General features: G+C 71.2%; 20 protein-coding genes, 1 tRNA gene, 1 other RNA gene and 3 pseudogenes. 14 read left to right on the forward strand and 11 right to left on the reverse strand.

Going from position 1 to position 24,753, the window contains the following annotated elements; all coding sequences use genetic code 11:
- Positions 1 to 32: 32 nt before the first annotated feature.
- Positions 33 to 713, forward strand: coding sequence for a TetR/AcrR family transcriptional regulator (locus RM779_RS22425; protein ID WP_311619550.1), 681 nt, complete (start codon positions 33 to 35; stop codon positions 711 to 713).
- A 300-nt stretch (positions 714 to 1,013) separates the two neighbouring features.
- Here the strand turns inward: RM779_RS22425 and RM779_RS22430 are convergent, their stop codons facing one another.
- Both RM779_RS22430 and RM779_RS22435 read right to left on the reverse strand, forming a co-directional pair.
- Positions 1,014 to 1,547, reverse strand: coding sequence for a hypothetical protein (locus RM779_RS22430; protein WP_311619551.1), 534 nt, complete (start codon positions 1,545 to 1,547; stop codon positions 1,014 to 1,016).
- Positions 1,548 to 1,682: 135 nt separating this feature from the next.
- Positions 1,683 to 2,579 carry an AraC family transcriptional regulator gene (locus RM779_RS22435; protein WP_311619552.1) on the reverse strand — a complete coding sequence of 299 codons (897 nt, stop codon included), beginning with the start codon at positions 2,577 to 2,579 and terminating at the stop codon, positions 1,683 to 1,685.
- Positions 2,580 to 2,738: 159 nt separating this feature from the next.
- On the opposite strand from RM779_RS22435, the gene RM779_RS22440 reads away from it, so the two are divergent.
- On the forward strand, positions 2,739 to 3,998 hold the full coding sequence (locus tag RM779_RS22440; RefSeq protein ID WP_311619553.1) for an erythromycin esterase family protein: 1,260 nt from the start codon (positions 2,739 to 2,741) through the stop codon (positions 3,996 to 3,998).
- A complete protein-coding gene (locus RM779_RS22445) occupies positions 3,917 to 5,089 on the forward strand; it encodes an FAD-dependent oxidoreductase (RefSeq protein WP_311619554.1) in 1,173 nt (390 codons plus the stop codon). Before RM779_RS22440 ends, RM779_RS22445 begins: the two co-directional genes overlap by 82 nt.
- Positions 5,090 to 5,223: 134 nt before the next feature.
- Here the strand turns inward: RM779_RS22445 and RM779_RS22450 are convergent, their stop codons facing one another.
- The 3 genes from RM779_RS22450 to RM779_RS22460 all read right to left on the reverse strand — a co-directional run bounded on the left by RM779_RS22450 (position 5,224) and on the right by RM779_RS22460 (position 9,149).
- Complete coding sequence (locus tag RM779_RS22450) at positions 5,224 to 6,822, reverse strand: alpha/beta fold hydrolase (protein ID WP_311619555.1); 1,599 nt, start codon at positions 6,820 to 6,822, stop codon at positions 5,224 to 5,226.
- A 279-nt stretch (positions 6,823 to 7,101) separates the two neighbouring features.
- Positions 7,102 to 7,767, reverse strand: coding sequence for a response regulator transcription factor (locus RM779_RS22455; protein WP_311619556.1), 666 nt, complete (start codon positions 7,765 to 7,767; stop codon positions 7,102 to 7,104).
- Complete coding sequence (locus tag RM779_RS22460; protein ID WP_311619557.1) at positions 7,764 to 9,149, reverse strand: sensor histidine kinase; 1,386 nt, start codon at positions 9,147 to 9,149, stop codon at positions 7,764 to 7,766. Before RM779_RS22460 ends, RM779_RS22455 begins: the two co-directional genes overlap by 4 nt.
- Positions 9,150 to 9,312: 163 nt before the next feature.
- Here RM779_RS22460 and RM779_RS22465 point away from each other — a divergent pair.
- Positions 9,313 to 9,632: pseudogene (locus RM779_RS22465) on the forward strand (ABC transporter permease); the annotation flags it as partial.
- A 452-nt stretch (positions 9,633 to 10,084) separates the two neighbouring features.
- Here the strand turns inward: RM779_RS22465 and RM779_RS22470 are convergent.
- The 3 genes from RM779_RS22470 to RM779_RS22480 all read right to left on the reverse strand — a co-directional run bounded on the left by RM779_RS22470 (position 10,085) and on the right by RM779_RS22480 (position 13,314).
- A complete protein-coding gene (locus tag RM779_RS22470) occupies positions 10,085 to 11,077 on the reverse strand; it encodes an alpha/beta hydrolase (RefSeq protein WP_311619558.1) in 993 nt (330 codons plus the stop codon).
- A 263-nt stretch (positions 11,078 to 11,340) separates the two neighbouring features.
- Entirely contained in the window at positions 11,341 to 12,363 is a 1,023-nt protein-coding gene (locus RM779_RS22475) for a winged helix-turn-helix domain-containing protein (RefSeq protein WP_311619559.1), read from the reverse strand.
- A 561-nt stretch (positions 12,364 to 12,924) separates the two neighbouring features.
- Entirely contained in the window at positions 12,925 to 13,314 is a 390-nt protein-coding gene (locus tag RM779_RS22480; protein WP_311619560.1) for a tautomerase family protein, read from the reverse strand.
- A 157-nt stretch (positions 13,315 to 13,471) separates the two neighbouring features.
- On the opposite strand from RM779_RS22480, the gene RM779_RS22485 reads away from it, so the two are divergent.
- Positions 13,472 to 13,879, forward strand: a complete 408-nt coding sequence (locus RM779_RS22485) for a MarR family transcriptional regulator (protein WP_311619657.1) — start codon at positions 13,472 to 13,474, stop codon at positions 13,877 to 13,879.
- Positions 13,880 to 14,788: 909 nt separating this feature from the next.
- Here the strand turns inward: RM779_RS22485 and RM779_RS22490 are convergent.
- Complete coding sequence (locus RM779_RS22490) at positions 14,789 to 15,685, reverse strand: nuclease-related domain-containing protein (protein WP_311619561.1); 897 nt, start codon at positions 15,683 to 15,685, stop codon at positions 14,789 to 14,791.
- A pseudogene (locus RM779_RS22495) lies at positions 15,682 to 17,723 on the reverse strand (TerD family protein). Before RM779_RS22495 ends, RM779_RS22490 begins: the two are co-directional and overlap by 4 nt.
- 343 nt (positions 17,724 to 18,066) lie before the next feature.
- Here RM779_RS22495 and RM779_RS33885 point away from each other — a divergent pair.
- The 3 genes and pseudogenes from RM779_RS33885 to RM779_RS22505 form a co-directional block, all read left to right on the forward strand.
- Positions 18,067 to 18,290, forward strand: a pseudogene (locus RM779_RS33885) (YxiG-like protein); the annotation flags it as partial.
- Positions 18,291 to 18,386: 96 nt separating this feature from the next.
- A complete protein-coding gene (locus RM779_RS22500) occupies positions 18,387 to 19,814 on the forward strand; it encodes a hypothetical protein (protein ID WP_311619562.1) in 1,428 nt (475 codons plus the stop codon).
- Positions 19,815 to 19,859: 45 nt separating this feature from the next.
- Positions 19,860 to 20,027 carry a hypothetical protein gene (locus RM779_RS22505; RefSeq protein WP_311619563.1) on the forward strand — a complete coding sequence of 56 codons (168 nt, stop codon included), beginning with the start codon at positions 19,860 to 19,862 and terminating at the stop codon, positions 20,025 to 20,027.
- A gap of 62 nt (positions 20,028 to 20,089) precedes the next feature.
- Here the strand turns inward: RM779_RS22505 and RM779_RS22510 are convergent.
- Positions 20,090 to 20,177, reverse strand: a tRNA-Ser gene (locus tag RM779_RS22510).
- 84 nt (positions 20,178 to 20,261) lie between these two features.
- On the opposite strand from RM779_RS22510, the gene ffs reads away from it, so the two are divergent.
- From ffs to RM779_RS22540, 6 genes are all read left to right on the forward strand, one after another.
- Positions 20,262 to 20,358: signal recognition particle sRNA small type (gene ffs / locus RM779_RS22515), an RNA gene on the forward strand.
- Positions 20,359 to 20,388: 30 nt separating this feature from the next.
- The gene (locus RM779_RS22520) at positions 20,389 to 22,398 is read left to right on the forward strand and encodes a DNA polymerase III subunit gamma and tau (protein WP_311619564.1); all 2,010 of its coding nucleotides are present in this window, start codon (positions 20,389 to 20,391) and stop codon (positions 22,396 to 22,398) included.
- Positions 22,399 to 22,466: 68 nt separating this feature from the next.
- Positions 22,467 to 22,808, forward strand: a complete 342-nt coding sequence (locus tag RM779_RS22525; RefSeq protein ID WP_077060328.1) for a YbaB/EbfC family nucleoid-associated protein — start codon at positions 22,467 to 22,469, stop codon at positions 22,806 to 22,808.
- Entirely contained in the window at positions 22,808 to 23,407 is a 600-nt protein-coding gene (gene recR / locus RM779_RS22530) for a recombination mediator RecR (RefSeq protein ID WP_077060329.1), read from the forward strand. Before RM779_RS22525 ends, recR begins: the two co-directional genes overlap by 1 nt.
- A gap of 51 nt (positions 23,408 to 23,458) precedes the next feature.
- Positions 23,459 to 24,160: a DUF5063 domain-containing protein gene (locus tag RM779_RS22535; RefSeq protein ID WP_311619566.1), complete on the forward strand. Its 702-nt coding sequence runs from the start codon at positions 23,459 to 23,461 to the stop codon at positions 24,158 to 24,160.
- A 181-nt stretch (positions 24,161 to 24,341) separates the two neighbouring features.
- Positions 24,342 to 24,605, forward strand: a complete 264-nt coding sequence (locus tag RM779_RS22540) for a DUF4190 domain-containing protein (protein WP_311619567.1) — start codon at positions 24,342 to 24,344, stop codon at positions 24,603 to 24,605.
- Positions 24,606 to 24,753 lie beyond the last annotated feature (148 nt).

The raw sequence follows: 24,753 nt of genomic DNA on the forward strand, positions 1-24,753 counted from the left end.
GGCGACCGCCAACGCGGAAACTGGGAGGTGCTGTGACCACCGAGGTGATCTGGACGCGGGCCAGGGCCGGCCGGAAGGGGCCGCGGCCGGCGCACAGCCTCGACGACATCGCCCGGGAGGCCGTGGCCTTGGCCGATGCCAAGGGACTGGCGGCCGTGTCGATCCGGGCCGTGGCGGCGGAGCTGGGCGCGGGGGCGGCGTCGCTCTACCGGTACATCGCGAGCAAGGATGACCTCTACGACCTGATGGTCGACGAGGTCGCCGCCGAATACGACCTGCCCGATGAGCCGTCGGGCGACTGGATCGCCGACCTGACCCTCGTCGCGGAGCGTGGCCGGGCCGCATACCGTCGGCACCCCTGGGCCGGACAGCTGAGCGCGGGAGCGTCCTGGGGCCCGCGGGTGCAGGACTACATGGAGTTTCTGCTGGCCGCCCTCGAACCGACCGGGCTCGACATCCCGGAGCGGGTGGACTTCATCGCCCTGCTGAACAACTGGATCGCCAACTTCGCCCAGCACGAGATCCAGCCGGTGGACGGCGATGCCGCGGCGGCGAGGGTACGCCACTTGGAGAGCATCGCCGCCGATCCAAGCCGCCCCCGCCTCGCCGGGGCCATGGCCTCGCTGCTGAGGACGGACCCCGCGGACGCCCACCCGGACCTGCTCTTCCGCCGGGGCCTGGACCGGCTCTTCCACGGCATCGCGCCCCGGTAGCGCGCTTCGCGGCCCACTGCCCGGCCCACTGCCCGGCGGCAACGCATCCGCTTGACGCGTCGGCCCGCGGGCGGAGAGGTCACTTCGTGGGGAACGCCGAGTCGGCGAAGTGCGCGCGCCTGGGCCGGCCATGGCCTGTTGGCCCTGGGGGAAGCGCCGGGCAGGATCGAGCAGTCCGGTGCGGACAGACCTGGGCCTCAACCGTTCTCACCTCGGGGCGTGTGTCGCCAAGCGGGCAGCGGCGACGACCTGATCGCGGCGAGGGTGAACGCTCGGGCTTCGACTGCCTTCAGGTGTCGGTCAGTTCCTGAAGTCGGGCCGCGGGCGGCCGTCGTGGCGCAGCCGGAGCCGGCGCCGGGGATGCGAGCGCAGTACCGGATGGAGGTCCCAGCCCTGCTCCGAGGCGACGCGCAGCACGTAACCGGCGCCCGCGCCCCGGAAGTAGTGCACTCCGAGTTCCAGATCGCGGTGGTACCCGTGGGAGGTCCCCACCAGCCGGGTCTTCTTGCCGACGCGCCGGTCCACTCTGGCCCGGTAGTACGCCGAGTCGCCCTCCCGCACCAGCGCCACGGGGGTCACGCACCAGCGCGGGATGAACGGCACCCGGCCCAGCGTGGCGTCCAGCACCCGTACCGCGCCGTTCTCGGCACGCGGCAGCACGTAGACGATCAGCTGGGCCACCGTTGCCACGCCGTAGAAGCAGACCGCGAGGAAGACCCACACCACCCACCACAGCGGCAGGAACACCAGGGTCAGGGGCAGAAGCAGCAGCCAGCGCAGTGCGGCCGGCCGGACGGGGAGCGGTCTCCAGGCCGGCTCGTCATAGTTGTGCACGGACGGTGTCTTCCCCTCGGGTTCGCCAGGGCGTTCGCCTGCGCGCCGGTGAGTGTACGCCGGGCACGCCTCGCTCGAAGCGGCGGGTGAGGAAGCGGCCCGGGGCAGGCGTTCGGTTGGTGGTGACGGGGCCGATCACCGTCGTGCGAGGGCTTGGGCCTGGCGGCGGTACTTTCCCGGGGCCAGCTGGAAGTGGCGCTTGAAGGCATTCGCGAAGGCGAACTCTGACGTGTACCCGATGCGGGTGGCCACGGCGTCCATGGAGGACGCGGGTTCGAGGAGGAGCCTGGCGGCCGTGGTCATCCGCCACCAGGTCAGGTAGGTCAGGGGTGGCTGGCCGGTGAGGGCGTTGAAACGGCGGGAGAAGGTCGCGCGGGACAGCTGTGCCTTGTCGGCCAGTTCCTGCACGGTCCAGCGGTGGGCCGGGTCGTCGTGCATGGCGTTGAGCGCGGCGCTGATGTCCGGGTCGGCGAGCGCCGCGGCCCACCCCGTCGGGGTCTCCTCACGGGGGTGTTTCTCGAACCAGGCCCGCAGGACGTACAGCAGGAGCATGTCGAGCGCCACGGGCAGGAGGGCGGCGGCGCCTGGGCGTTCGCTGCCGAGCTCGGCGCCGAGGACCTCCACGGCTGCCCGCAGCCCCGGGTAGTGGCCCGGGTGAGCCGGGATGTGGATGGTGCCGGGCAGCTCTCGCAGCAGGGGATGCGTCCACTCGGGGGTGAGCTGGTAGCCGCCGCACAGGGTGACGGTGGTCGGTGACGAGGCCGCGACCTCGTCACCGACCACCGTCCCGGCCGGGGTGTCGGCCAGGACGTATCCGTCGCCGTGCGGGGAGAACACCACGTCGCCGGGCACCAGGCGGGCGGGCTCCGCCGCGTCGCCGATCAGCCAGCACGTGCCTCGCAGCACCACCAGGAAGCCCGCGGTTCCCGGCTGGTCCTGGAAGTGCTGACGCCACGGTGCTCGCCATTCGACGCGTTCCCCGCCGGGGGTGCCCGCCCGCACGGCGGAGATCACGTCGCTGAGGATGTCCATCCACTCGCCCCCATAGGGCTGATACGTTCGCGTATAAAAACGCCCCTGTCGATTATTCATCGTCTCACGCTTCGCTTCTAGCCTGGTCCCGTGCCAGAAGCGACAACTACTCATCCACCGACGGCGACGCGACGTTGGATAGCCGACCACGCACGCGAGTTGACGACCACTGATCCGGCCGAAGCACTCACTGACCTGGAACCACTCCAAGCCATGCTGGCCGATGCGGTGATCGTCGGAGTGGGCGAGGCGACCCGCGCGGCGCGCGAGGTGACGACACAGGGACACCGGGTGGTTCGCCTTCTCGTCGAGCACCTGGGCTTCCGGGTCCTGGCGATCCAGGACGACGAGGCCGCGGTCGAGCGGGTGAACGCCTACATCCGCGGCCACGAGGGAGACGCCCGCGCGGCGATGTCGGACCTGTGGACGCCGTGGCGGACCGAGGAGATGGTCGCCGTGCTCGAATGGGCGCGGGCGTTCAACCAACGGAACCCGTCCGACGCGCTGCGCATCGTCGGACTGGACCCCGTGTCCGCGCGGCCCTCCGATTACCAGGCCGTCATCGACCATGTGGTCGACCTGCCGGGTGACCGGCTCGCGGAACTGCGCCTGCACTACGACACGATTGTGACCGCGCACGAGGTGCCGGAACACGTGCAGCACGCGCGAGGCAGCCATCCAGGGCATCCCTTCGTGGAGCATGCGCGGGACGCCTACGACCTGGTGGCATCGCTGCCCGCCCCCGGTGCCGCGCTGGAAAAGGCCAAGCTCATCCTCGACTGGCACGCCGGCAGCTTCGCGGCGGGCGGATTCGACTACGCCCTGACCCGGCGCCGTTCCGTGGCCGCGCTGACCTCGCTGCCGCGGAACGAGGGAGCGAAAGTCGTCTACTGGGAGGGCATGGCGTTCACCGCGAACGCGGCCCGGGTCATCCCCGCCGCCCTGCTCGACCCCTTCCAAAGTGTCGGCAACGAACTGCGCGGGCAACTCGGCAGCGGCTACTTCTCCCTGCTGATCGCCTTCGCCCAGGGAAACGTGAGCGGGCTCCATCCGGGACAGCGGGTTCCCCGGCCCATGGCCGAATCAGCCGACGCCACGCTGACCGGGGCGGGGCCGGACCGCTACCTGCTGGACCTGCGTGCCTCGCGCCCCGGGCCGGTGAACGACTGGCTCCGCGGCCCGCACAAGCTACGGATCATCGGCGGCGTCTACGACGCCACAGCCGACTCCGACCACTACCTGACGACCGGCCGTCTCGACGAATGGTTCGACGCCGTACTACAGGTGGGCGCCGTCACCCCGACCACCCTGCTCCGACCAGCAAGAAGGAACGCATCATGCACACCACCGTGGCCGTCGTCGGAGGCGGATACGGCGGCATCGCCGTCGCCAAACAGCTCGACAGCGTCACCGACGTGACTCTCATCGAGCCTCGGGACACCTTCGTCCATAATGTCGCCGCACTCCGCGGCCTCACCGATCCGCAGTGGACGGACCGCCTGTTCCTGCCCTACGACCAGCTGCTGACCCGCGGCAGGGTGATCCGCGACAAGGCCATGCACGTCGACGCCACCTCCGTGACCCTGGAGTCGGGAACGCGGATCGACGCCGACTACATCGTCCTGGCGACGGGCTCCACCTTCCCCTTCCCCGCCAAGGTCGACACCGAGGACAGCACCACCGCCAAGAACAGGTATCACGCCACCCGCGAAGCCCTCGCCAAGGCCAGCAGGGTCCTGCTCCTGGGCGCCGGCCCGGTCGGCCTCGAACTGGCCGGGGAGATCAAAGCGGCCTGGGCGGACACGTCGGTCACCATCGTCGACCCCGGTCACGAGATCGTCTCCGGCGGCTACTCCGACGAGTTCAGGGCCGAACTGCGCCGTCAGCTCGACGCGATGGGTATCCGGGTCATCCTCGGCACACAACTGCGCGGCCAACCCCCGTCCGACCCCGGCCAAGCCGAGACGTTCACCGCGACCCTGCACACCGGCGAACAGCTCACCGCCGATATCTGGTTCCGCTGCTTCGGCGCCTCGCCCGTCACCGACTATCTGACCGGCGACCTGGCGACGGCACGGCAGGCAGGAGGGCAGCTCGCGGTCACCGCCGACCTCCGACTGCCAGGACAGGAACGGGTCTTCGCGCTCGGCGACATCACCGCGATCCAGGAGCCGAAGCAGGCCGGGGCCGCGGTGGGCCACGCGGCCGTGATCGCGGCGAACATACGCGTCCTCCTGGAGAGCGGCGGAAGCCTCACCACCTACCAGCCCGGCCCGCCGGGAATCGTGCTCCCCCTCGGCCCCCACGGCGGCGCCACGTACGCGCCCAACTGGCAGGACCACGTGGACCCCGCCACCGAGGCACACATCAGGCAGCACGCGCGGGAACGGGAAGACAACCTGCTGGCTCTGGGCATCCTGGACGCCACGATCACCTCCCAGCTCAAGGGAGAACACCTGAACGCCGCCGAGTACGCGGAACTCCTCAACGTGGACCGAGCCGGGGACTGACAGCGGGTCGGGCGTCGCCGCGAAGGAGATGGTGGCCTGCCGGGCCCGGATCACCGCCGGGCACCGGGAGCACGCCGAATCCCCGCGGGGCCGACTGGGGCGGCCCCGCGGGAAAGGCCAGTGGCGCCCGCTCGCTACGGCACGGGGCTCCCCGTGCAGCCGCGGTCGATGCGACCGGTCTCGAAGTATCCGACGACGTCCTCGGCGCAGTCCTCGGTCCGCAGAGCCGAGCCGTGCACGTCGTCGCCGACGGTGTAGACCCGGCCGCCGACGAGCGCCCGCGTCATCGGCGTCCACTCGTAGGGCGCCGCCGTTTCCCACCGGTGCCCGGACAGTACGAGCGATCCCCTGGAGGCGTTCAGCTCGCCCTCCTGGGCGGGCAGCGGCCAACCGGCGCAGCCGGCGGAGAAGATGCCGCTCCGGCCGGTGACCGGGTTCTCCGCCAGCCGTTCCTGGTAGGCGGCCCAGGTCTCCTCGAAGGCGGGCCGCTCGGGGTCGCCGTTGCAGCCGATCGCCTGCTGCGTCGCGGAGTTGAATGGCTCGGGGGCGCCCGGCGGGACCTGCGGGGCCCGCCCGCCGGCACCCGCCAGCTCCCTGACGGCCGGCGGCGCGGGACCGTCCGGGGCCCCGACCGTGCTCAGCAGCTCGGCGAGCGCCTGGCCGGCCCTGTCCCACTCCCTGGAGTCCCGCGTGGCCATCCTGGCCACCAGCGCTCCGTCTCCGTACACCCCGATGTCCGTGTACAGGTGGGGGGCCTGGTCGTAGGAACGGACCAGGTCCTGCACCGTGGCGGCCACCTCGTCCGCGGTGGTGCCGAGGCCGTAACCGGCGTTGCGCGCCGCCAGCCACTCCGCGAAGCGGGCGAAGTTGCGTTCGGTGGCGGCGGCGCGGGCCTCCGACGTCTCGTCCCAGGTGATCCCGGGGAGCACGACGCTGTCCAGGAACATCCGGTCGACGCCGCGCGGGAAGAGGCCGCGGTAGACGACGCCGAGCCGCGTTCCCCAGGACACCCCGAAGAAGCTGAGCTTCCGCTCGCCCAGCGCCCGCCGGACCCGGTCCAGGTCACGGGCGATGTTCTCCGTCGTGAGCGCGCCGACGAAGTCGGGGTCCGTCTGCCCGCACGCCTGGTTCCAGGCAGCCGCGTCGTCGTACATCTCGCGGGCGGCCGTCTCGGTCAGCGGCCCCGGCGCGGCCGGCCCCCGGCCCGGCCGACCGCAGTCGGGCGTGGTGCTGTAGCCGACGCCACGAGGGTCGAAGCCGATCAGGTCGTAGCGATCGTCGAGCCGCGCGCTCGCCTCGTTCCGCATCACCAGGTCGAACGGCATCAGGAAGCCACTGCCGCCGGGGCCGCCGGGATTGACCGCCAGGCTGCCGAGCCGCCGCTCCTGGTTCTCGGCCGGCAGCCGCGTGACCGCGACGGAGACCTGCTCGCCGTGCGGGTCCTCGTAGTCCAGCGGGACGTCGATCTCCCCGCACTCCAGGCGTTCCAGCACCGCGCGCGCCTCCGGGAGGCGGTTCTCGGTGATGCCCCGGGCCAGCAGTACCTCGTCGGAGTAGACGGGGCATTCCTGCCAGTCGATCCGCGGCCTCGCCTCTTCCACCGCGACGGCGGGCGAGGAGGCGATCAGGCATCCCCACACGGAAGCGAGTCCGGTGATACCGGCGACGAGGCGTCGTCGCCGCGCTGGGCGGCCCCTGGCCGGCGACGGATTCATCGCCTGGGTAGTGGTCATGTACGTCTTCCTTCTCGCGCGTCCAGAGATCGGGCGACGACTCAGCGGCACGGCGGACAGCGGTGGACGGCGAGTCGGCCCACGACCACTCTCGGCCCGCGGGCGGCTCGGCGCGTCCGGCGCGGGGCGCATCATCGCCTCTGTCGTGAGAGGTACGCGGGAGGCCGCGTCTGTCGCGCGGGGGACGCGGCGCGCCCGGCCCAGGGCGGACACGGCGGACGCGGCGGACGCGGCGAACACGGCGGACGCGGCGGACGCGGCGGACGCGAGCGGGCCGGATCAGTCGCTGCCCGCGAGGATCAGGCCGGACTCGTAGGCGTAGACGACGGCTTGGACGCGGTCCCGCAGGTCGAGTTTGCCCAGCACCCGGCTGACGTGTGTCTTGACCGTGCCCTCGGTCACCCGCAGGCATCGGGCGATCGCCGCGTTGGACATGCCGCGGCCCAGGAGAACGAGGATCTCGAGTTCGCGCTCGGTCAACAGGCCGAGCGCGCCGTTCGAGGCGGTCAGTACCGGGACGGTGGCCACGTAGCGCTCCAGCAGCCTGCGGGTGACGCTCGGCGCGGTGACCGCCTCGCCGCGGGCCACCACGTGGACGGCGGCGACCAGGTCGCGGGCCAGGGTGTCCTTGAGAAGGAAGCCGCTGGCACCGGCCCGGAGCGCGGCGTAGACGTACTCGTCGAGGTCGAACGTGGTGAGGACCAGCACCCGGCTGTTGGCGGCGGCCGGGTCGCCGCAGATACGACGGGTGGCCTCGACGCCGTCGACCCCGGGCATGCGGATGTCCATCAGGACGACGTCCGGCCGCAGTTCGGCGGTCAGCGCCACGGCCTCGGCGCCGTCTCCCGCCTCCCCGACGACATCGACGCCGGCGGCCCGCTCCAGGATCAGCCGGAAGCCGGTACGCACCAGCGTCTGGTCGTCGGCGAGAAGAACGCGGATCACGGGCTTCCTCCGGTGAGACGGTGTGCGGACGATGCGCCCGGACCGGCCTCCCGTTCGGAGCGGTGGAGGGGCAGCGCCGCACGCACGACGTATCCTCCCCCAGGGCAGGCTTCGGCGCTGAAGCGGCCGTTGAGCAGGCGGACGCGTTCCCGCATGCCGTGCAGTCCGTTGCCACCGCCGTCTTCCGAGACGATCGACGGGGCCGCCCGGCCGTCGTCGCGGACCTCGACGGACACCTCGCCCCTGCCGTAGGACACGGTGACGTCCGCGGTGGCACCTTCCCCGGCATGTTTGATCGTGTTGGTCAACGCCTCCTGGACGATGCGGTAGGCCGACAGGTCGACCGCGGCGGGAAGGGCGCTCGGGTCTCCCCTCACCCGCAGACGGACCGGAGTGCCCGCCCGTTCGACCGTGGCCAGCAGGCTCTCCAGCTGCGACAGACCAGGCGGCGGATGCCAGTTGCCGTCCGTCTCGCCCACCGCGGCCAGCACCCGGCGCATGTCGGCCAGGGAGTCGCGACCGATGCCGACGATGGCGTCGAGCGCCGCCTCGCTCTCTGCTGGCGCGTCGTGCAGGGCAGCCGCCGCTCCCTGCGCCTGGATCACGATGACCGACAAGCCGTGCGCGACGACGTCGTGCATCTCACGGCTGATCCTCGCGCGTTCGGCGGCCACCGCCAGGGCGGCCCGCTGGTCGCGCTCGCGTTCCAGGTCCCGTGCCCGGGTCCGCAGTTGCTCCTGGTATGCGCGGCGGTTCCTGGCGGCCGACCCCGTCGACCACGCCACCACCAGGGCCGAGCCGTACACCAGGGCGGTGAGCCAGGCGCTGGAGGAGGAATCCCGGTCGGAGACGCTCACCTCGCCTCCGCCTCCGCCTCCGCCTCCGCCGCCGTCCGCGGGGGCGCCGTACCTGATCACGGTGCTCGGCAGCCCGGCGGCCAACCGTCCGTGGAAGGCGTGGCAGATACTCCAGGCGGTCACCAGCGCCACCATGACGGCCAGCGCCGCCGCGGACACGGCACGGCGGCGGTGGGCCGCCACGGTGTACAGGAGCACCAGCGCGCCGCTGTCGATGATCATGGGGCGCACTGCCAACGCCACGTGGGTCGCGGTGGCGAGAGTGGCGACGGCCAACATCGCCGACGGCCACCGTCGACGCAGCGTCACGGCGACCGTGACGCCCGCGGTGGCCGTCCACCACAGCCAGGGAGTTGGGCCGTCCAGCACCTCCGCCAGTGGCCCGTACACGGTGTCGCGCACCGCCGCACCGGGGTCGTTCACCAGCAGGCACATCACCAGCAGCCCGCCCGCGAGCGCCATGTCCTGCGGTATCGCCCGGCGCCACGGGGAGCGCAGGAGAATCACCAACTGCCTGCCCACCATTCGGGGATGGTAGACCGCCGACGCCCGCCCGCCCGCTGCGAGCGGCGGACCGCCCGCGCCGAGGCCCACCGGAACCGGCCTGTCCTGGCACCGGCACCCCGGTCCGACCGGGACGGGCCCGGGGGCGGTGACGCCCGTGATCACACGTTGTCGACGCCCACGTGCCACCGCCGACCCGGAGGCGTCCAACGAGGTGAAGGTCTGCCGCCCTCCGACGCGCTGGCCGCCCAGCAGGCCACCGACGAGGCATTCGCCGGCCTCCTGATCGGCCTGCGGCGTGCCCCGGGCGCCACCCGCGGCCAGATCCGCACCCAGTTCCCGGCCGAGTCGCCGCTGCTCTCCGCACCCGGCGGCACAGGCGGTGTGCTGATCGGCATCGGGGTCACGACGGGGCACGCGTTCTCCCGGGACTGGCATTCGCCGTCCCCCCCCGCCGGCCATGGTCCGCGCCGCTACCCGGCCGAGGCGCTGGCCGCTCCCTGACAGCCAACGGCACGGTCGGGCGCCGCGCCTTCCACCACGTGTGGAAGCAACTTCTCCGCGACGCCGGCGTGCGGGCCGGGCGGCTGCACGTCACGTGCCACACCGCCGGAACGGTGCTGCTGATCCTCGGCGTTCCGATTTCGTCGTGGACGCGATAGACGCACATCACCGCTCCCGTGCCGAAGCAGGTCGGGGGCGCGCTCCCTGCGCCTGGCTTGGGCCACGAGGCTCCGCGCCCGGGGCAGTCGTCTTGGGACCAGTCGCCATGCCGCCGTTCTCGCCCGGCATCCTGCTGTCCGGCTGATCGGCCTCCTGGCCGTGAGTCCCGACGCCCACCATGGCGAGCCCGCCGGCCGCGGTCGGTGGCTCCGTCTTCGTGCCCGACGGAACGGGAGGCAGCGTTCGATCCGCGCATGACAGGGCCCCGGGTGGCGGGCGCGGAAGAAGGAAGGTCAGGCCTTACGGAGACGGGCCACGATCCCGTCGAGATCGCGGAGGAACAGGTCGGGGCGCACGAGGTGGCCGCCCGACGGCTCGTGCCACTCGTGCGGAATCCCCGCCGAGCCGAGACGTTCGCGGAACTCCCGTTGCCCCGCGAGGACTTGAGTCTCGTTGACCGTGTCGAACCAGTTGATGGGGTCGGGGCTGGTACCAGCCACCAGGAACACGCGCTTGTTCCGGTAGCTCTCCACGCGCTGCACCGGGTTGTCCGCACTGACTCGCGCCTCGTCCCACAACGGCGCGCCGTAGACGGCGCCTCCTCCCAGCTCCACCGCTGCCGAGGAGACGTTCGCCCAGTGGGTGACCAGGCCGAAGTCGCGGCGCAGGCTGGCAGGCCCGGAGTGGGAGCTGACCGAGGCGAAGTGCCCGTAGTACTTGGCCGCGTACTTCAGGGCACCGAACCCGCCCATGGAGAACCCGGAGACCGCGCGGCCGTCGTACTCGGCATAGGTCCGGAAGTTGGCGTCGACCCAGGGGAGCAGCTGTCCGATGTGGAAGGACTCCCAGTTGCGGGCACCGACGTTGGAGCTGACCGGGTTGGAGTACCAGCCCGCGTGACCTCCATCGGGCATCACGACGATGAGCGGCTTCCCGGCGGTCCAGGCGCGGATGCCCAGCCGGTCGAAGGCGATGAAGTCCTGGTCGAGGCCGCCGCCGTGGAAGAGGTACAGGACGGGATACCTGCGCCCCGAGGTGTGGTAGCCGTCCGGGAGGAGGACGTTGACGCCGGGGTTCCAGCCGATCTCGGCGGTGGCGAAGCGGTAGTACCACATCCTGGGGTCGCCTTCGCCGCGTTCGACGATGCGCAGGCCGAAGCCGTCGCCGGCCGCGTGGGCGGGGGAGGCCGCCCCCAGAAGGCCGGCCCCACTGAGGGCCGTCAGCGCGGTGATTCCGGCAGCGGCCTTCATGGCACCTCTGCGGGTTGGACGGTGCGTGCTCAACATGACCTCCGGGGAAGTGGGTTCGGATGCGCGTGGTGGCACCGTGCCCGCCTCGCTCGATCAGCCGGAACGGTAGGCGGCGACGGCCGGCACGTTCATGGCCGGCACGTTCATGGCCGGGACGGTGGGTATACGGGCGAGGGCCTGGACGGCGAGGTGCGCAGGGCAGGTCTCTCGCCCATGAGGGCTCTTGTGGGGGAGGGGACCGTACGAGAGGCAAGCGTGGTGCCCCGGCTGGGAGGCGCACAAGTGACGTAAGTCCAGGCTTACATGCGTGTCGTGTCGCCCGGTCTGTTCCCGGCGCCGCGGTCCTCGGCGGTCAGGAGCGCGCGCCCCTCGGCCGTCGCGAGGTGGAAGGCGCGTCCGGCCGTGCGGACCGTGGTGATCAGACCCGCGGCGCGCAGAACGTTCATGTGCTGGCTGACCGCCGGGTGCGTCACCTGGAGCATCCGTGCGGCTTCCACGGTGGTGCAGCCGACACGGGCGGCCCGCAGCAGCTCCGCACGGGTCCTCCCGAGGAGGCGCCCGAGTGGGTCGCGGCCCGCCACCGGCGTCGGCCCGACCGACCGCGAGGCCCAGCCGGCCGTGTGGTGGATCGGATGGACCAGAACGGGCGGCAGGTTCCCGTCTGCCAGCGTGGTCGGGGCGGGCCAGCAGAAGAACGAGGGCTGGAGCACGAGCCCCCGGCCGGCCAGATACAGGTGCTGGTCGACCGGGTAGGTGACCTCCAGAACGGGCGGACACCAGCGGGTATCCGGTCCGAGCCCCGCCAGCAGACCCTCGGTGCCGCCGTCCATCAGACTCTGCAACCGCCGTGCGCGGTCCGCCTCGACGTCCGCGCGGACGTGCCGCCAGTGGGGGCGGAGCACCTGTGCCTGGTAGGCGTGGAGAGCGTCGCCCAGCCGTGCGAGTGTGTCCGCGTCACCTTCGGCGAGTGCGCGAGTCCAGCGGGGCAGCCGTGTCGAGGTGGCCAGCCGCGTCAACTCCGTTCGCAATCTCGGGCGCGGAGTTCCCAGCAGGGTGTCGATGGCCGCCTGGAGGGTGGGGCGGTCACCGGATGTGGGGGTGAGGAAGTCCGGGGAGTAGCCGTACGGCGGCAGCAGGGGTGAGAGCAGCCGTCGGCCCTGCGGGAGCCGTGGTCGCACCCATCGACGCCAGGCGCCGAACACCCTTTCCCCGTCGGTCCGTTGCAGCGTCTGCACGCTGTTGGTGATCTCCCACAGGAAGTCCGGACCCCGGGCCACCTTGACCCGCGCCATGTCGTCGGGGGTGAAGTGGATTCGCAGCATGGACGCTCCATCGGGACCACTGCCCACGCAGCCCTGTTCCTCCTGGGAGCCGCGCATCGCTCCTCTGCCCGCCGCCGACGCGCTCGCGCAGACCGGCGGCGATCAGCCTTTACCCGCGACGGTGCCGGGATATGCCGCCCCGGGCCTGCGGCGTCCGTCGCGCGGTGAGCGACGCGGAGGGCAGGCAGCTGCTCTCCCGACGGTACCGCTCGCCCTCACACGGCGGTGCCTGCCGTGCTGCTGCCGGGCCGCTGCCGGGCCGGGCAGGACCGATGCCCGGGATGCGGCGCGACTGGCCCCGGTGCGACCGGATGCCGAGGTCATCGCCGAGCTGAAGATCCTCACCGCCCACGGAGCCGACCTGGTCGCCGCGGCGCACCGTCACCTGCTGATCCGCCGCAGAACCGGACCAGCTGGTCACCCCCCGAGACGCCGCAGTCGGAACTGGTCCGCGTCGCAGGTGCCCCTGCCCGTTCGGACGCCGGACCTCACGGCACCGGCACACCACACTCGCCCTGCTCGCCCTGCCCGCCCTGCTCGCCCTGCCCGCCGGAAGGCGGCTCAGTGGCGGGTGGCGAAGAGTTCGCCGCCGACCGCGGAACGGTCGTCGGGCACGCCGACCAGGGTGATGGCGATGTCCCGCCGGAGGTGCTCGCCGAGTACGGCGACGACGGCTTCCGTGAGAGCGGCGGCCAGGCGACCCGCGGCGTCCGGCATCTGCTCGAACAGCCCGGCCCGGCTGTTCAGTTGTACCGCCGGGCCGGGGGCGGTGCCGAGCCTGCCGCCCACGGCGAACCGTGCGGTCGGGATGCCCTGCAGGGCGATGACGACCAGCGGGCGGGCCCAGTCGCCGTAGACCGAGACAACGGCGTCGGTGAGGGTGCCGGCAAGCCGCTCCTCGACTGTGCCGTCCAGAAGTTCTTCGGCGAGGGTGACGGTGCAGTGCGGCATACTTCCTCCTGGTGCCCGTGTGAGCAAAATAGATTTGAGATCAAATATAATGGCCTCCTCGCCTCCCGTCCACCCCGGACCCGACGACAGCGGTGACTCCCGCGACCAACGTGACGCCGGCGATCTGGACGCCGCCATCCGCGCGCTGCTGTTGGTGATGCCCCGCGCCATCGGGCGGATCAAGCGCATGGAGGTCCCCGAGGAACTGCGGGGGATGGCGCTCGCCCCGCGCCATCTGTCGCTGCTGTCACTGCTGCTCCTCGACGGCCCGATGACGGTCCGCGAGCTGGCCGATCGACTTGAGGTGGCACCGACGACCGCGAGCCTGCTCGTCGGCGAACTCAGCAGAAAGGGCGTACTGGACCGGCGCGAGGACGACGACGACCGGCGGCGGCGTATCGTCAGCGTCCCGGCGGCGAAACGGTCGGCACTGGAGCGCTGGCTCTCCCCGGGCGCACGTGCGTGGCGTACCGCGCTCGACCCGCTGGAGCCGACCGAACGAGCCGCCGTGGTCAAGGCGTTCACCGCCTACGAGGCAGCGCTCGCCGAAGGGACCGAGGACTGAGCGACCGGGCAGGCCCGGCCCGGCGGCAGGGCGACGCGACCGACCGCCCGGCCACCTCTGCGCGCGCTCGCGCACCGTGCCCCGGCACGGCAGCGGGTGTCAGCCGGGACCGCCCCACGCCCGCCGCTTCGCCCGGAGCCCTGCGTACGACCCACTCCTGCCGGTCCGCAGACCCAGGCGGCCACTTCCGCCGAGCGCGATGAGGACTTCGGCGCCCGCGTCCGAAGGGCCGCGAACGCCGCCGTGGTCCGCGGGCCGTCGTTCAACTCCAGGACTCCGAGGCCGGCACCGATCACGACCGCGCAGTCGGACGCCACTCCCACCACGGTTCGAGCGCCACCAACAGCCTCGCCCCGGGCGTGGGTAGCAGGCGAGCAGCCTCGGCGAGCTGGCGGAGGCTACGAGATTCAAACCGTGGGGGCGTGAACCCAACACGCTTTCCAACTGTTCGTCGGAGTGTCCGGAGCTGTTCGCGCTTGTCCCGACCTGCGGCGGCCCGCGCGATCGACCGCGCGCTGAACGCCCCCGGAAAGAGCTGAATGAGACCAGGATTGAGACCACTCAGACTCACTGGCCGGCTTCGGGGTCGCGCCCCTGGTAGGCCTGCCCAATCACGGCGGCGATCCTCCAACTCACCGCTCAAGATCAAAAAACAAACCTCCGGGTGGTGCTGACATCGCTCGCCCGCTGAGGGAGCGTTGACAGCGTCGAGTGCCGGCGTGCCTCGTGCGGCCGGGGACGAGGAGGTGCGCTGTCGGGGTAACAGAGGCAATACGGCAGATCAACCTGAACCGTCAGTTCCGTGATCAAGGCAGCGGTGAGCTTCTCGACGCAACGCAGGGACAACGAAGGCCCCGACCGTGATCTCGGTCGGGGCCTTCGTTGTGCGCCGGTGTGCAGCCGCCCGGGTCAGCCGTCCGGTCCGCCGCGGGCGCGGTTCCAGGTTCGGCGGTTCCGCGCCGCCGTGTAGATGCTCTCCACGGTGGCCGCGGTCCAGACGTCCGTGAGGGACTTCATCGTGGCGATCTCCCGGTGGCGCACCACACGTACGTCGTGCAGCGAAGGCACCACCACGACCTTCCGCGCGTCCACGAAGGCGAGCACTGGGGAGACTGCGACGGGGAAGCCGCACGCCCGGGTGAGAGCCGCGGAGGCGCGTCTGGCCTCGGCCCGGGATTTGCGTACGTAGGGATAGGACCGGTCGGCGATCTTCACGGAATCGTCGCCCACCCAGATGTGTGCTCCGCTGTGGTGCTTGGTGTTGATGGAGAAGACTCCGCCCGGCCCGATCAGCAGGTGGTCGATGTCCACGTCGCGCGGCAGCGGTATCGAGTGCAGGACGCGCCAGCCCCTGGCAGCGAGCCGTTCCAGCTCGGCGCCCGCCTTCTGCTCACCGCGCAGGCCCTTCCGCCAGCTGTCCGCCTCGGACGTGCGGCCCAGCAGCTTCGTGAGCAGGTAGCGCCAGAAGCTCGGTCTCAGCTCGGCGAGTTTCGCCAGCAGCGCCTCGCCGGGCCGGTTCGCGGCGAGGTCGTCCTCGGGGCGAAGCCCGACCGCCGGGGGGCGGACCTGGGGCACGGGATCGGTGGGAGCGGGCGGTGCTGTGACGGTGCTCCCCTGCGACGTTTCCGCCAGATGGGGGGCGAGAGCGTCCAACGCGGCATCGCGCTGTTCCTCCACGAGCACCGTGATCCGCCCGGTGGTCCGGTCGAGCCAGGCGATCTTTTCACCGGCCGGGGAGTTCACATACAGGCGGTCATGGCCGAAGCGCTTCCACGGGGAGACCGTTAAGCCGTGCGACTCGCTCATATCGCCCCCGCCAGTGCGTCCATGGCCTGATTCTGCTCCGCGCGCTGCGAGCGGCGGGACGGGCGGCGTGCCAGGGGAGTGACGACGCCGTTGACAAAGCGGTCGACGGCCTCGTCGATACTGCGGATGAAGCTGGTCTCGGCGTTGCCGCGGGTATTGCCCATGCTCTTGAAGAGGGACAGACGGAAACCGGTGATCCGGGCTCCGTCGCCCGGGAGCAGATCGGCCGGCTCCGGGCGCAGTCGTTCCAGGGTGCCGCGTGGTCCGGTACCCTCCTCGACCAGCGTCTCGACGTGCACATCGCCGGGGCGTCGCTCAGCTGCCGGAGCAATCGCTTGGCCCAGGAGAGAGGGTAGCCCTGCTCGGGCGCGGGGACGTCCACGGATGTGCGCAGTTTGCCGGTGCGCAGATCCGCTGTGATGGCGAGCACGCCGCGCGTTCCCTCGATGCGGAGTTCGGCGTTGAGGCGGCCGTCGCGGCAGAGCTGGTCGGCGAGGGCGACGCGGCGGGCACTGGGATCGGCGGTGCGCCTGCCACGCTGCACCGGCAGGACCTTCTGGCCCAGCTCGCCCCCCAGTCGGAGACACACCTGCCGGACCAGGCGTTCCCAGCTCTCCACGACGTCGACCGCGCGCTGGTCACCCTGGCTGAGGGTTTCCTCGTCGATCGCGTTGCGCACCGGCACCCAGGAGGGGCCCATGTTCTGGAAGCCATGGCACCCCGAGTTGCCGTGCTCGAGGTAGTGCAGGAGCTCATGGAGAACCCAGGCGTGCGCGGCATTGCCCACGCCCTCGTGGCGGATCAACATCCGCGCCTGATGCGTCACTTCTGCCCAGGACAGATGCCAGAGCGACACCTTGTGCTTACGACGCCGGTCAATCTTGATCTCGACGAGTGGACTGCCCTCCAGCGCAACATCATTGGAGAGTGTGATCACCGCCTCGTACCCGCGGCGGGCGGCGATGTCCACGTAGTCCTGGACCTGCTCGGGCTTGAGGGGATTGCCGTTCGTCTTCGTTTCGACGAGGGCGGTCCACAGTTTGCCCGCCCGCTCGACGCGGATCACGCCATCCGGGCGTTTGGGAGCGTCGCCGTGCGGCAGTGACACCTCCGTGAAGGTCTCCATGCGGCCGGCCGGAGCGCCGAAGGCGGCGGTGAGGCGACGGCCGAATTCCGGCACCTGGGCCATCACGGACAGCAGGACGGAGGTGGCGCGGGCCTCACGCTCGCGGTCGTTCTTGAGCGAGGGGACCGGGAAGAGCCTGGCCTGTTTCCAGGAATCGTGCTCCGCGAGCGACTTCTTGGCGACCTTGGGCAGGGTCACCTTCTTCCTCGCGGTACGGGGGCGCCGGGCCGGGCCCGGGACCGTCGCCGCCACGACCGGCTCGGGGACCGGCGGCGGGGCCGGCACCGCGTCGACGAGCGGCTTTTCGGGCTCCCGGACTTCGGTATCGGGCTCCGCGGTATCGGGCTCCGCGGTGTCGTCCTCCCCCTCGTCATCGACGTCGATACCGAAGTCCGTCGCCAGACCGGCGAGTCCGCTTTCATAGCCTTGGCCGATGGCCCGGAACCGCCATTCCCCGGCCCGCCGGTATATCTCGCTGAAAACGAACGCGCTCTCGGCCCCCGCGTCGTCGATGCTGAACCCGAGCAAGTCCTCTCCGGCGGCATCGGAAAGGGTCAGGCGCAGATCGTGCAAGCCACCGAACCTGGCGCCGCCGTACCTGCTGGCCGCGATCGCCACACGTTCGACGTCCGGCGGTATGGCCGAGAGGTCGAGGCTGATCCGGTCCTCGTTCCCGTCGGCGACTGGGGTCTTGCCGAGGAGCTGGACGCTGCCGTCCGGTGCGTCGGGGTTGTTGTAGAAGAAGAAGTCCGCGTCACTGCGCACCTTGCCGGATGCGTTCAGCAGGAGAACGGAGACGTCCGCGTCACCGTCACCCGAGTCGCTGCTCCAGGTCAGGCGGACGAGTACACCCCCGACGGTCTCGCTCAGGTCTCTCAGAGCGATGTTCGCGCCTTTGATCATTTCGCGCATGCGGCCCCCCAGGCTGCTGCGGCGTTTCGCACGCCTTCACGTTGTGTCGAGGCACCATAACGCCGAATGACCGCGCCTGGCACAGAAACGGACACACGGTGCTCGGCAGGTACAGGAGGCCCCCTGGTCGGGCTCCGGATGGTCTGGGGTACTTCTGCCGACCAGCTTGTTCTTGCTCATCCGGGCCGGGTGAAACGGAACTGTCCAGTGCGCCGGCGACGCCGGGACACACCAGAGTTGGGGCATCGAAATGCGCGACGTCGGGAGGTGACTCAGGCGCGAGGGGCCAGTCGTCGCGCCAATCCGCGTCGCAGCCGGGCGGAAGCTCCGCGGAGCATTCCCAGATGTCGATCTAAACGGATACGTCTGGGGCGTGAAGTGGCACTGCCTGTATCCGGGAGCCAGGCTTCTCCCCGAGTCGGAGGCGGCCCCCGCTGGTCGAAGGCAGTCGGGATCGACTTCCATGGAGTGCGTGTCCAGACGGACGCGCACAACTTGACCTTGGTCTTCTTGGGCCTTCAGATGAGCGCGGTCCCGGTTGGACGCGCCCTCTATGTCACGGATTGAGCATGTTCATCCGTATGGCCTCCTTGCCGGAATGCGCCCTGCGTGCGCCACGCATCCTTGCATGCGCCCCCATGTGCGTTTCTAACGTGACGGGCCATGGGAGCATCGACCGAAGAGGTTCTCGACCGGCTCAGCCACCCACTGCCCGTTCACATCCACTCGGCCCCTCCTGTCGTGACGGGCACCGACAAGGCTGCCGCAGCCATCGACCGGAAACGCGCGCGGAAGAACCCCGGAGACGAGCGCAGCCCTCGCAAGCCCGATCTCGCACCGTTGCGGGACGGCGACCGCAGGGATCTCGTCGCCACCCCCTGGGAGTTGCTCGCCACCCTGGCAAGGGCCACCACGCTGGCTCGGCAGGGACGCGGCAGAGGGCTGGCCGAGCACTGGCAGGCCCTGAAGTACTGCCAGGCTCTGGCGGGCAACTCCTTCGGACGCCTCACGCTCACCGACGAGGGACAGACCCCCGAACAGTCCTATCGCGCCATGCAAGCCCGAGAGCTCGGGCGCGCCTTCGGGCTCGCCGTCGCAGAGCGCGCCGTGCGACACCGCTTCCCCGACCGTCTGATCTCCACCGTGGATGCGGAGCCCGTTCTGCTGGCCGGATTCGCGAAGTCCGGTTCGCGGCCCGCGCTGGGTGCGCGCCCGCGCCCCGACTTCTTCATCGAGGCGTGGCGGCCCGGCGAGCCGTCGAGCGTGTTCGTGGTGACGGTGAACGGGAACCACCAGGTCGCCACCAAGCGGACCAGCAAGGCCGACCGCTCCGCATTCCTTCAGCTCGCCAGAGCCGGTGAACGTGCCGAACACCTTCACCTCGGCGAATGGAACACCACGCCGTGTCTGCTGATGTCCACCGAACTGCTCGCTCAGGAAGGCATCGTCGTCAACGCCCTGCAAGCACCGGGGTCCGGGTTGCTGCCACCCAGGCCGGCCGAGGGGCGTGGGAGCGCAAATGTCAATCCGGAGGCAGCGGAAGGCCCGCCCGAGAAAAACCTCACGTACGCCGGTGCCGTGCCGCTCCCGCCTGCCCAGGACGGCGTGGCACGTTTCCATGACGGCTTCTTCGTCCCCCGCAGGCACCTCGCCTGGTTCGCCCAGGTGCTGGCCCGGACCAGCGCGGCGGCCCAGTTGGCATTCGCCGGGGCGGGCGAGGAGATCGCTCCCTACCTGACGACCAAGCAAGGCCGCAAGCACTACGCACAGCGGACGTTCGCAGGCTCCTCCAGCGTCCGCGACGCCTCACACGACATGGGTCCAGCCCACTTCGTCGGCACAGACCAGGTGTTTCGCCTCGGCGGGAACCGCGTCGAGGCATTCTCCGGGATGGCCACGGACCTGTACGAGCTGCTGGCGGCAGGCCGGGTCGAGGAGTACCGGCACCGGGCGTACGAGCGGCGCGGCACCTGGCCGAGCGAGGTGACGGCCCCGAAGTGGGGTCCCGTCTCATTCGGCGACGACGGCACTGTGATGGCCCTGCGCATGCTGCCGCCCCGCGCGAACACCTCCCCAGCACCTCACCCATAGACCGACTGATATCAGACGCAAACTGCCGCGTGCGTATACGGTCACATGCTCAAAGCGGCGGACATGCGCGAGGGCTGCCTGCTCGGTGCCGTCCTGCTCAGCCTCGGTGTCCCGGACGCGATGCTCAAGGACGTCGCTCGGAAGATCGTCGGCGCCCTCCGGGGAACCCCGGCCGCACCCGCTGTGGACAAAAACCAGGACAACGAGGGCTGAGGCACAACGAAGGCCCCCGGCCGTGGATGGCGGCGGGGGCCTTCGGTCAGCCCGGTGAGAGCTGGCGGAGGATACGAGATTCGAACTCGTGAGGGTGTGAACCCAACACGCTTTCCAAGCGTGCGCCCTAGGCCTCTAGGCGAATCCTCCGCCGGACACGATACAAGACATCGTCGGATGCTCGCGAACCGTTGGGTGGGGGCGGGGGGAGGGGCGGAGATCCGGTAGGGTGGCGGCAGCCCCTCACGCGGCGCTATCTCGTTGAACTCCCCCAGGGCCGGAAGGCAGCAAGGGTAGGCGAGCTCTGGTGGGTGCGTGAGGGGCCCTTCGTCTGTCAGTGGTGGCCGATATCGTCGGAGTCGTGTCCTCCCTCGCGCTGTACCGCCGCTACCGACCCGAGACCTTCGCCGAGGTCATCGGGCAGGAGCATGTCACCGATCCCCTCCAGCAGGCCCTGCGGAACAACCGGGTCAACCACGCGTATCTGTTCAGCGGGCCGCGGGGTTGTGGCAAGACGACCAGTGCGCGCATCCTCGCCCGCTGTCTCAACTGTGAGCAGGGGCCCACGCCCACGCCGTGCGGGGAGTGCCGCTCGTGTCTCGATCTCGCGCGGAACGGGCCGGGATCGATCGACGTCATCGAGATCGACGCGGCTTCGCACGGTGGTGTCGACGATGCCAGGGAGCTGCGGGAGAAGGCGTTCTTCGGCCCGGCGGCCAGCCGGTACAAGATCTACATCATCGACGAGGCGCACATGGTCACCCCGGCGGGGTTCAACGCCCTGCTGAAGGTGGTGGAGGAGCCGCCGGAGCACCTGAAGTTCATCTTCGCGACCACCGAGCCGGAGAAGGTTATCGGCACCATCCGGTCGCGGACCCATCACTATCCGTTCCGGCTGGTGCCGCCCGGCACGTTGCGCGACTACCTGGGGGAGGTGTGCGCCCGCGAGGCGATTCCGGTGGACGGGGCCGTGCTGCCGCTCGTCGTGCGGTCCGGGGCCGGGTCGGTGCGGGATTCGATGTCCGTCATGGACCAGCTGCTCGCCGGGGCCGGCGAGGACGGTGTCACCTACGACATGGCCACGGCGTTGCTGGGCTACACGGACGGCGCGCTGCTCGACGCGGTGGTCGACGCCTTCTCGGCGGGGGACGGCGCGGCGGCGTTCGAGGTCGTGGACCGGGTGATCGAGGGCGGTCACGATCCGCGGCGGTTCGTGACGGATCTGCTGGAACGGCTGCGCGACCTGCTGATTCTCGCGGCCGTGCCCGATGCCGCGGACAAGGGCCTGATCGACGTGCCCGCGGACGTGCTGGAGCGGATGAGTGCCCAGGCCGCTGCCCTGGGCCCGGCAGAGCTGAGCCGGGCGGCCGACTTGGTCAACACCGGGTTGACCGAGATGCGGGGTGCCACCTCGCCGCGGCTCCAGCTGGAGCTGATCTGCGCCCGCGTGCTGCTGCCCGCGGCCTACGGTGACGAGCAGGCGCTGCTGAGCCGTCTGGACCGGCTGGAGCGGGGAGCGGCACTCGCCCCGCCGTCACCGCCGATGGCCGCTGCCCCCGCACCACCGCAGGCAACCGCCCCGCCCCCGCCGCAGGCGGTCACGCCTCCGCCTGCGCCTCCGCCCCCGCCGCCCGCCGCGGAGGAGCCGCGGCCGCAGGCGGCGGCCGGTTCCGGGCCGCGGCCCGGGGCCTGGCCCACCGCGCCTCGGCCGCCGGCGCAGGCGCCGGAGCCCGCGCGGCCGGAGCGCTCCGCGCCGGCGGCCCCGGCGGCCCCGGTTGCCGCGTCGGCCGCCGCCTCGGCCGGTGACCAGGAGCGGGTGCGGCAGGTCTGGCCGAGCGTGCTGGACGCGGTCAAGGGCAAGCGCCGCTACACCTGGATTCTCCTCAGTCAGAACGCCCAGGTGCTGAGCGTCGAGGGCGGCGTGCTGCGGCTCGGCTTCGCGACGCCGGGGGCGCGGGACAGTTTCGTCAACGGCGGCAGCGAGGACGTGTTGCGCCAGGCGCTGGGCGAGTCGCTGGGCGGGCAGTGGCGGGTCGAGGCCGTCGTCGACCCGGGCGGCGGCGCTGGGGGCCCGGGCGGGGGCGGCGGCGGGCGGCCCGTTCCGCCCGCACCGCGGCCCGCGGCTCCGGCGGCCGCGCCACCGGAGCCGCGCCCCGCCGCCGCGCCGCCCGCCGCGGGCGCGGCGGGCGGCGCGGCGGGCGTTCCGGCGGCGGCGCCGCAGCCGCAGCCGTCGGGTCCGCCGCCGGTCGCCGTCGAGGACGACGTCCCCGCCGAGGACGATCCGGATCTCGACGACACGGCGCTCAGCGGATACGACCTGATCGTGAAAGAGCTGGGAGCGACAGTTATTGAGGAGTTTCATCACGAGTGAGACCGCAGCGGCCCGAGCCCGTAGGCTCAAGGGGTACGCACACGTCGTCGACGAGCCAGGAGTGAGCCGTGTTTCCCGGTGGTGGGGTCGATATGCAGCAGTTGTTGCAGCAGGCCCAGAAAATGCAGCAGGACCTTGCCGCGGCGCAGCAGGAGCTGGCCGAGACGCCCGTGGAGGGTTCCGCGGGCGGCGGGCTGGTCAAGGCGACGGTCACCGGCTCCGGTGAGCTGACGGCCCTGGTGATCGACCCCCGGGCGGTGGACCCGGACGACACCGAGACCCTTGCGGACCTGGTGATCGCCGCGGTCCGCGACGCGAACAACGCGGCGCAGGAGCTGGCCAAGACCAAGCTCGGACCCCTCGCACAGGGGCTGGGCGGGGGCGGCGGCCTCCCCGGACTGCCGTTCTGATGTACGAGGGCGTCGTCCAGGACCTCATCGACGAGCTGGGGAGGCTCCCGGGCGTCGGCCCCAAGAGCGCTCAGCGGATCGCGTTCCACATCCTCCAGGCCGAGACGACCGACGTCCGCCGTCTCGCGCACGCGCTGACCGAGGTCAAGGAGAAGGTCCGGTTCTGCGCCGAGTGCGGCAATGTCGCCCAGGAGGAGCGCTGCCGGGTCTGTCTCGATCCGCGCCGCGACCCCGCGGTGATCTGCGTGGTCGAGGAGCCCAAGGACGTGGTGGCGATTGAGCGTACCCGCGAGTTCCGCGGCAGGTACCACGTGCTGGGCGGGGCCATCAGCCCGATCGACGGCGTCGGCCCCGGCGATCTGCGGATTCGGGAGCTGCTCGCGCGCCTCGCCGACGGCGCCGTCACGGAGCTGATCCTCGCCACGGACCCCAATCTGGAGGGCGAGGCGACCGCCACCTACCTGGCCCGGATGGTCAGCTCGCTGGGTCTGCGGGTCACTCGGCTGGCCAGCGGGCTGCCGGTGGGGGGAGACTTGGAGTATGCCGACGAGGTCACCTTGGGACGTGCTTTCGAGGGTAGGCGGCTGCTTGATGTGTAATGCAGGCATTGCAGGCGCAGACGTAGCGACCGTTGGGGAGGCGACCAGGTGATGACCGAAGCGACGCCGATACCGCAGACGCCCGTGGAGGGCACCACCATCGGCCCGGCCGGGGGCCAGGCCGGCCCGGACGACTTCGCCGTTCAGATCGCCGACCAGGTGGAGACTTTCATCGTGGCGGTCACAGAGGTGGCCAAGGGGGACGATCCGGACAGCGCCGTGCCCTACCTGCTGCTCCAGGTCTCGCAGGTCCTGCTGGCGGGCGGCAGGCTCGGCGCGTACGAGGACATCGTTCCCGAGGAGCGCTACGAGCCGGACACCGGTCCTGAGCCGGACATGGACGAGTTGCGCGAGCGGCTGGCCGCGCTGCTCGCGCCGGTCGATGTGTACTCGGAGGTGTTCGACCCCTACGTGCCGCGCAGCACCCCGGTGGCGGCCCGGATCTCCGATGATCTGGCGGACATCATCTCCGATCTGCGGCACGGCATGGCGCACTACCGCAAGGGCCGGGTGAGCGAGGCGCTGTGGTGGTGGCAGTTCTCCTACCTGTCGAACTGGGGGCCCACGGCGAGCGCCGCGCTCCGCGCGTTGCAGTCGCTGGTGGCGCACGTCCGGCTGGACACGCCGCTGGCCGAGCTGGACGGTCTGGACACGGACAGCGATGCCGAGGACGGCGATCTGGAACGTCAGGCCGGCCGCGTCATGGCGGCCGAGATCGCGGCCCCGCTCGGTCTGCGTTCCGGCCCTTCCTGATCGACCGCGTCGGCGGCTGACCACTCGTGTCGGCGGCTGGCGCACCAAACGCGCCGTGGTGCGGTCCTTTCCCGTTCCAGCACGTTCGCGGGACGTTCGCGGGACGCTCGCGTCAGGAATAGCCCCGCGCCCCCGGGGCACTCGGTGGCCACGTCAACTCCTCGACCTGAAGGAGGACCACATGGCAGGCCACAGCACGGGGCTGTCGAGACGCGAGAGCAGCGGGCTGTCAACGGCGAGCCTGGTATGCGGAATTGTCGGCCTCTTCTTCGCCGGAATCATCCTCGGAACGATCGCGTTGGTGCTCGGCGCGGTCGCGTACCGCAGCACCCGAAACGGTATGGCGAAGGCGGGCATGGTGCTCGGCGCGGTGGACATCGTGCTGGCGATCGTGGTGATGGCAACGCTCAGCTCCGACGGCGGCGGCTGGGGCATCGGCGGCTGAGGCGGCGGAACGCAACGCGCAGAACCGGGGCCACCGGCGGCGGCACCGCGCCGCACCGGCCGTGCCGCGCCCGCCCCGGTCCCGTTCCCGCGCCCGCCCCGGTCCCGTTCCGCTGGGGACTGCGAAAGGCCGGTGTCGGCGTGCCGCT

This window comes from Streptomyces johnsoniae (genome assembly GCF_031845565.1).
Lineage (GTDB): Bacteria > Actinomycetota > Actinomycetes > Streptomycetales > Streptomycetaceae > Streptomyces > Streptomyces johnsoniae.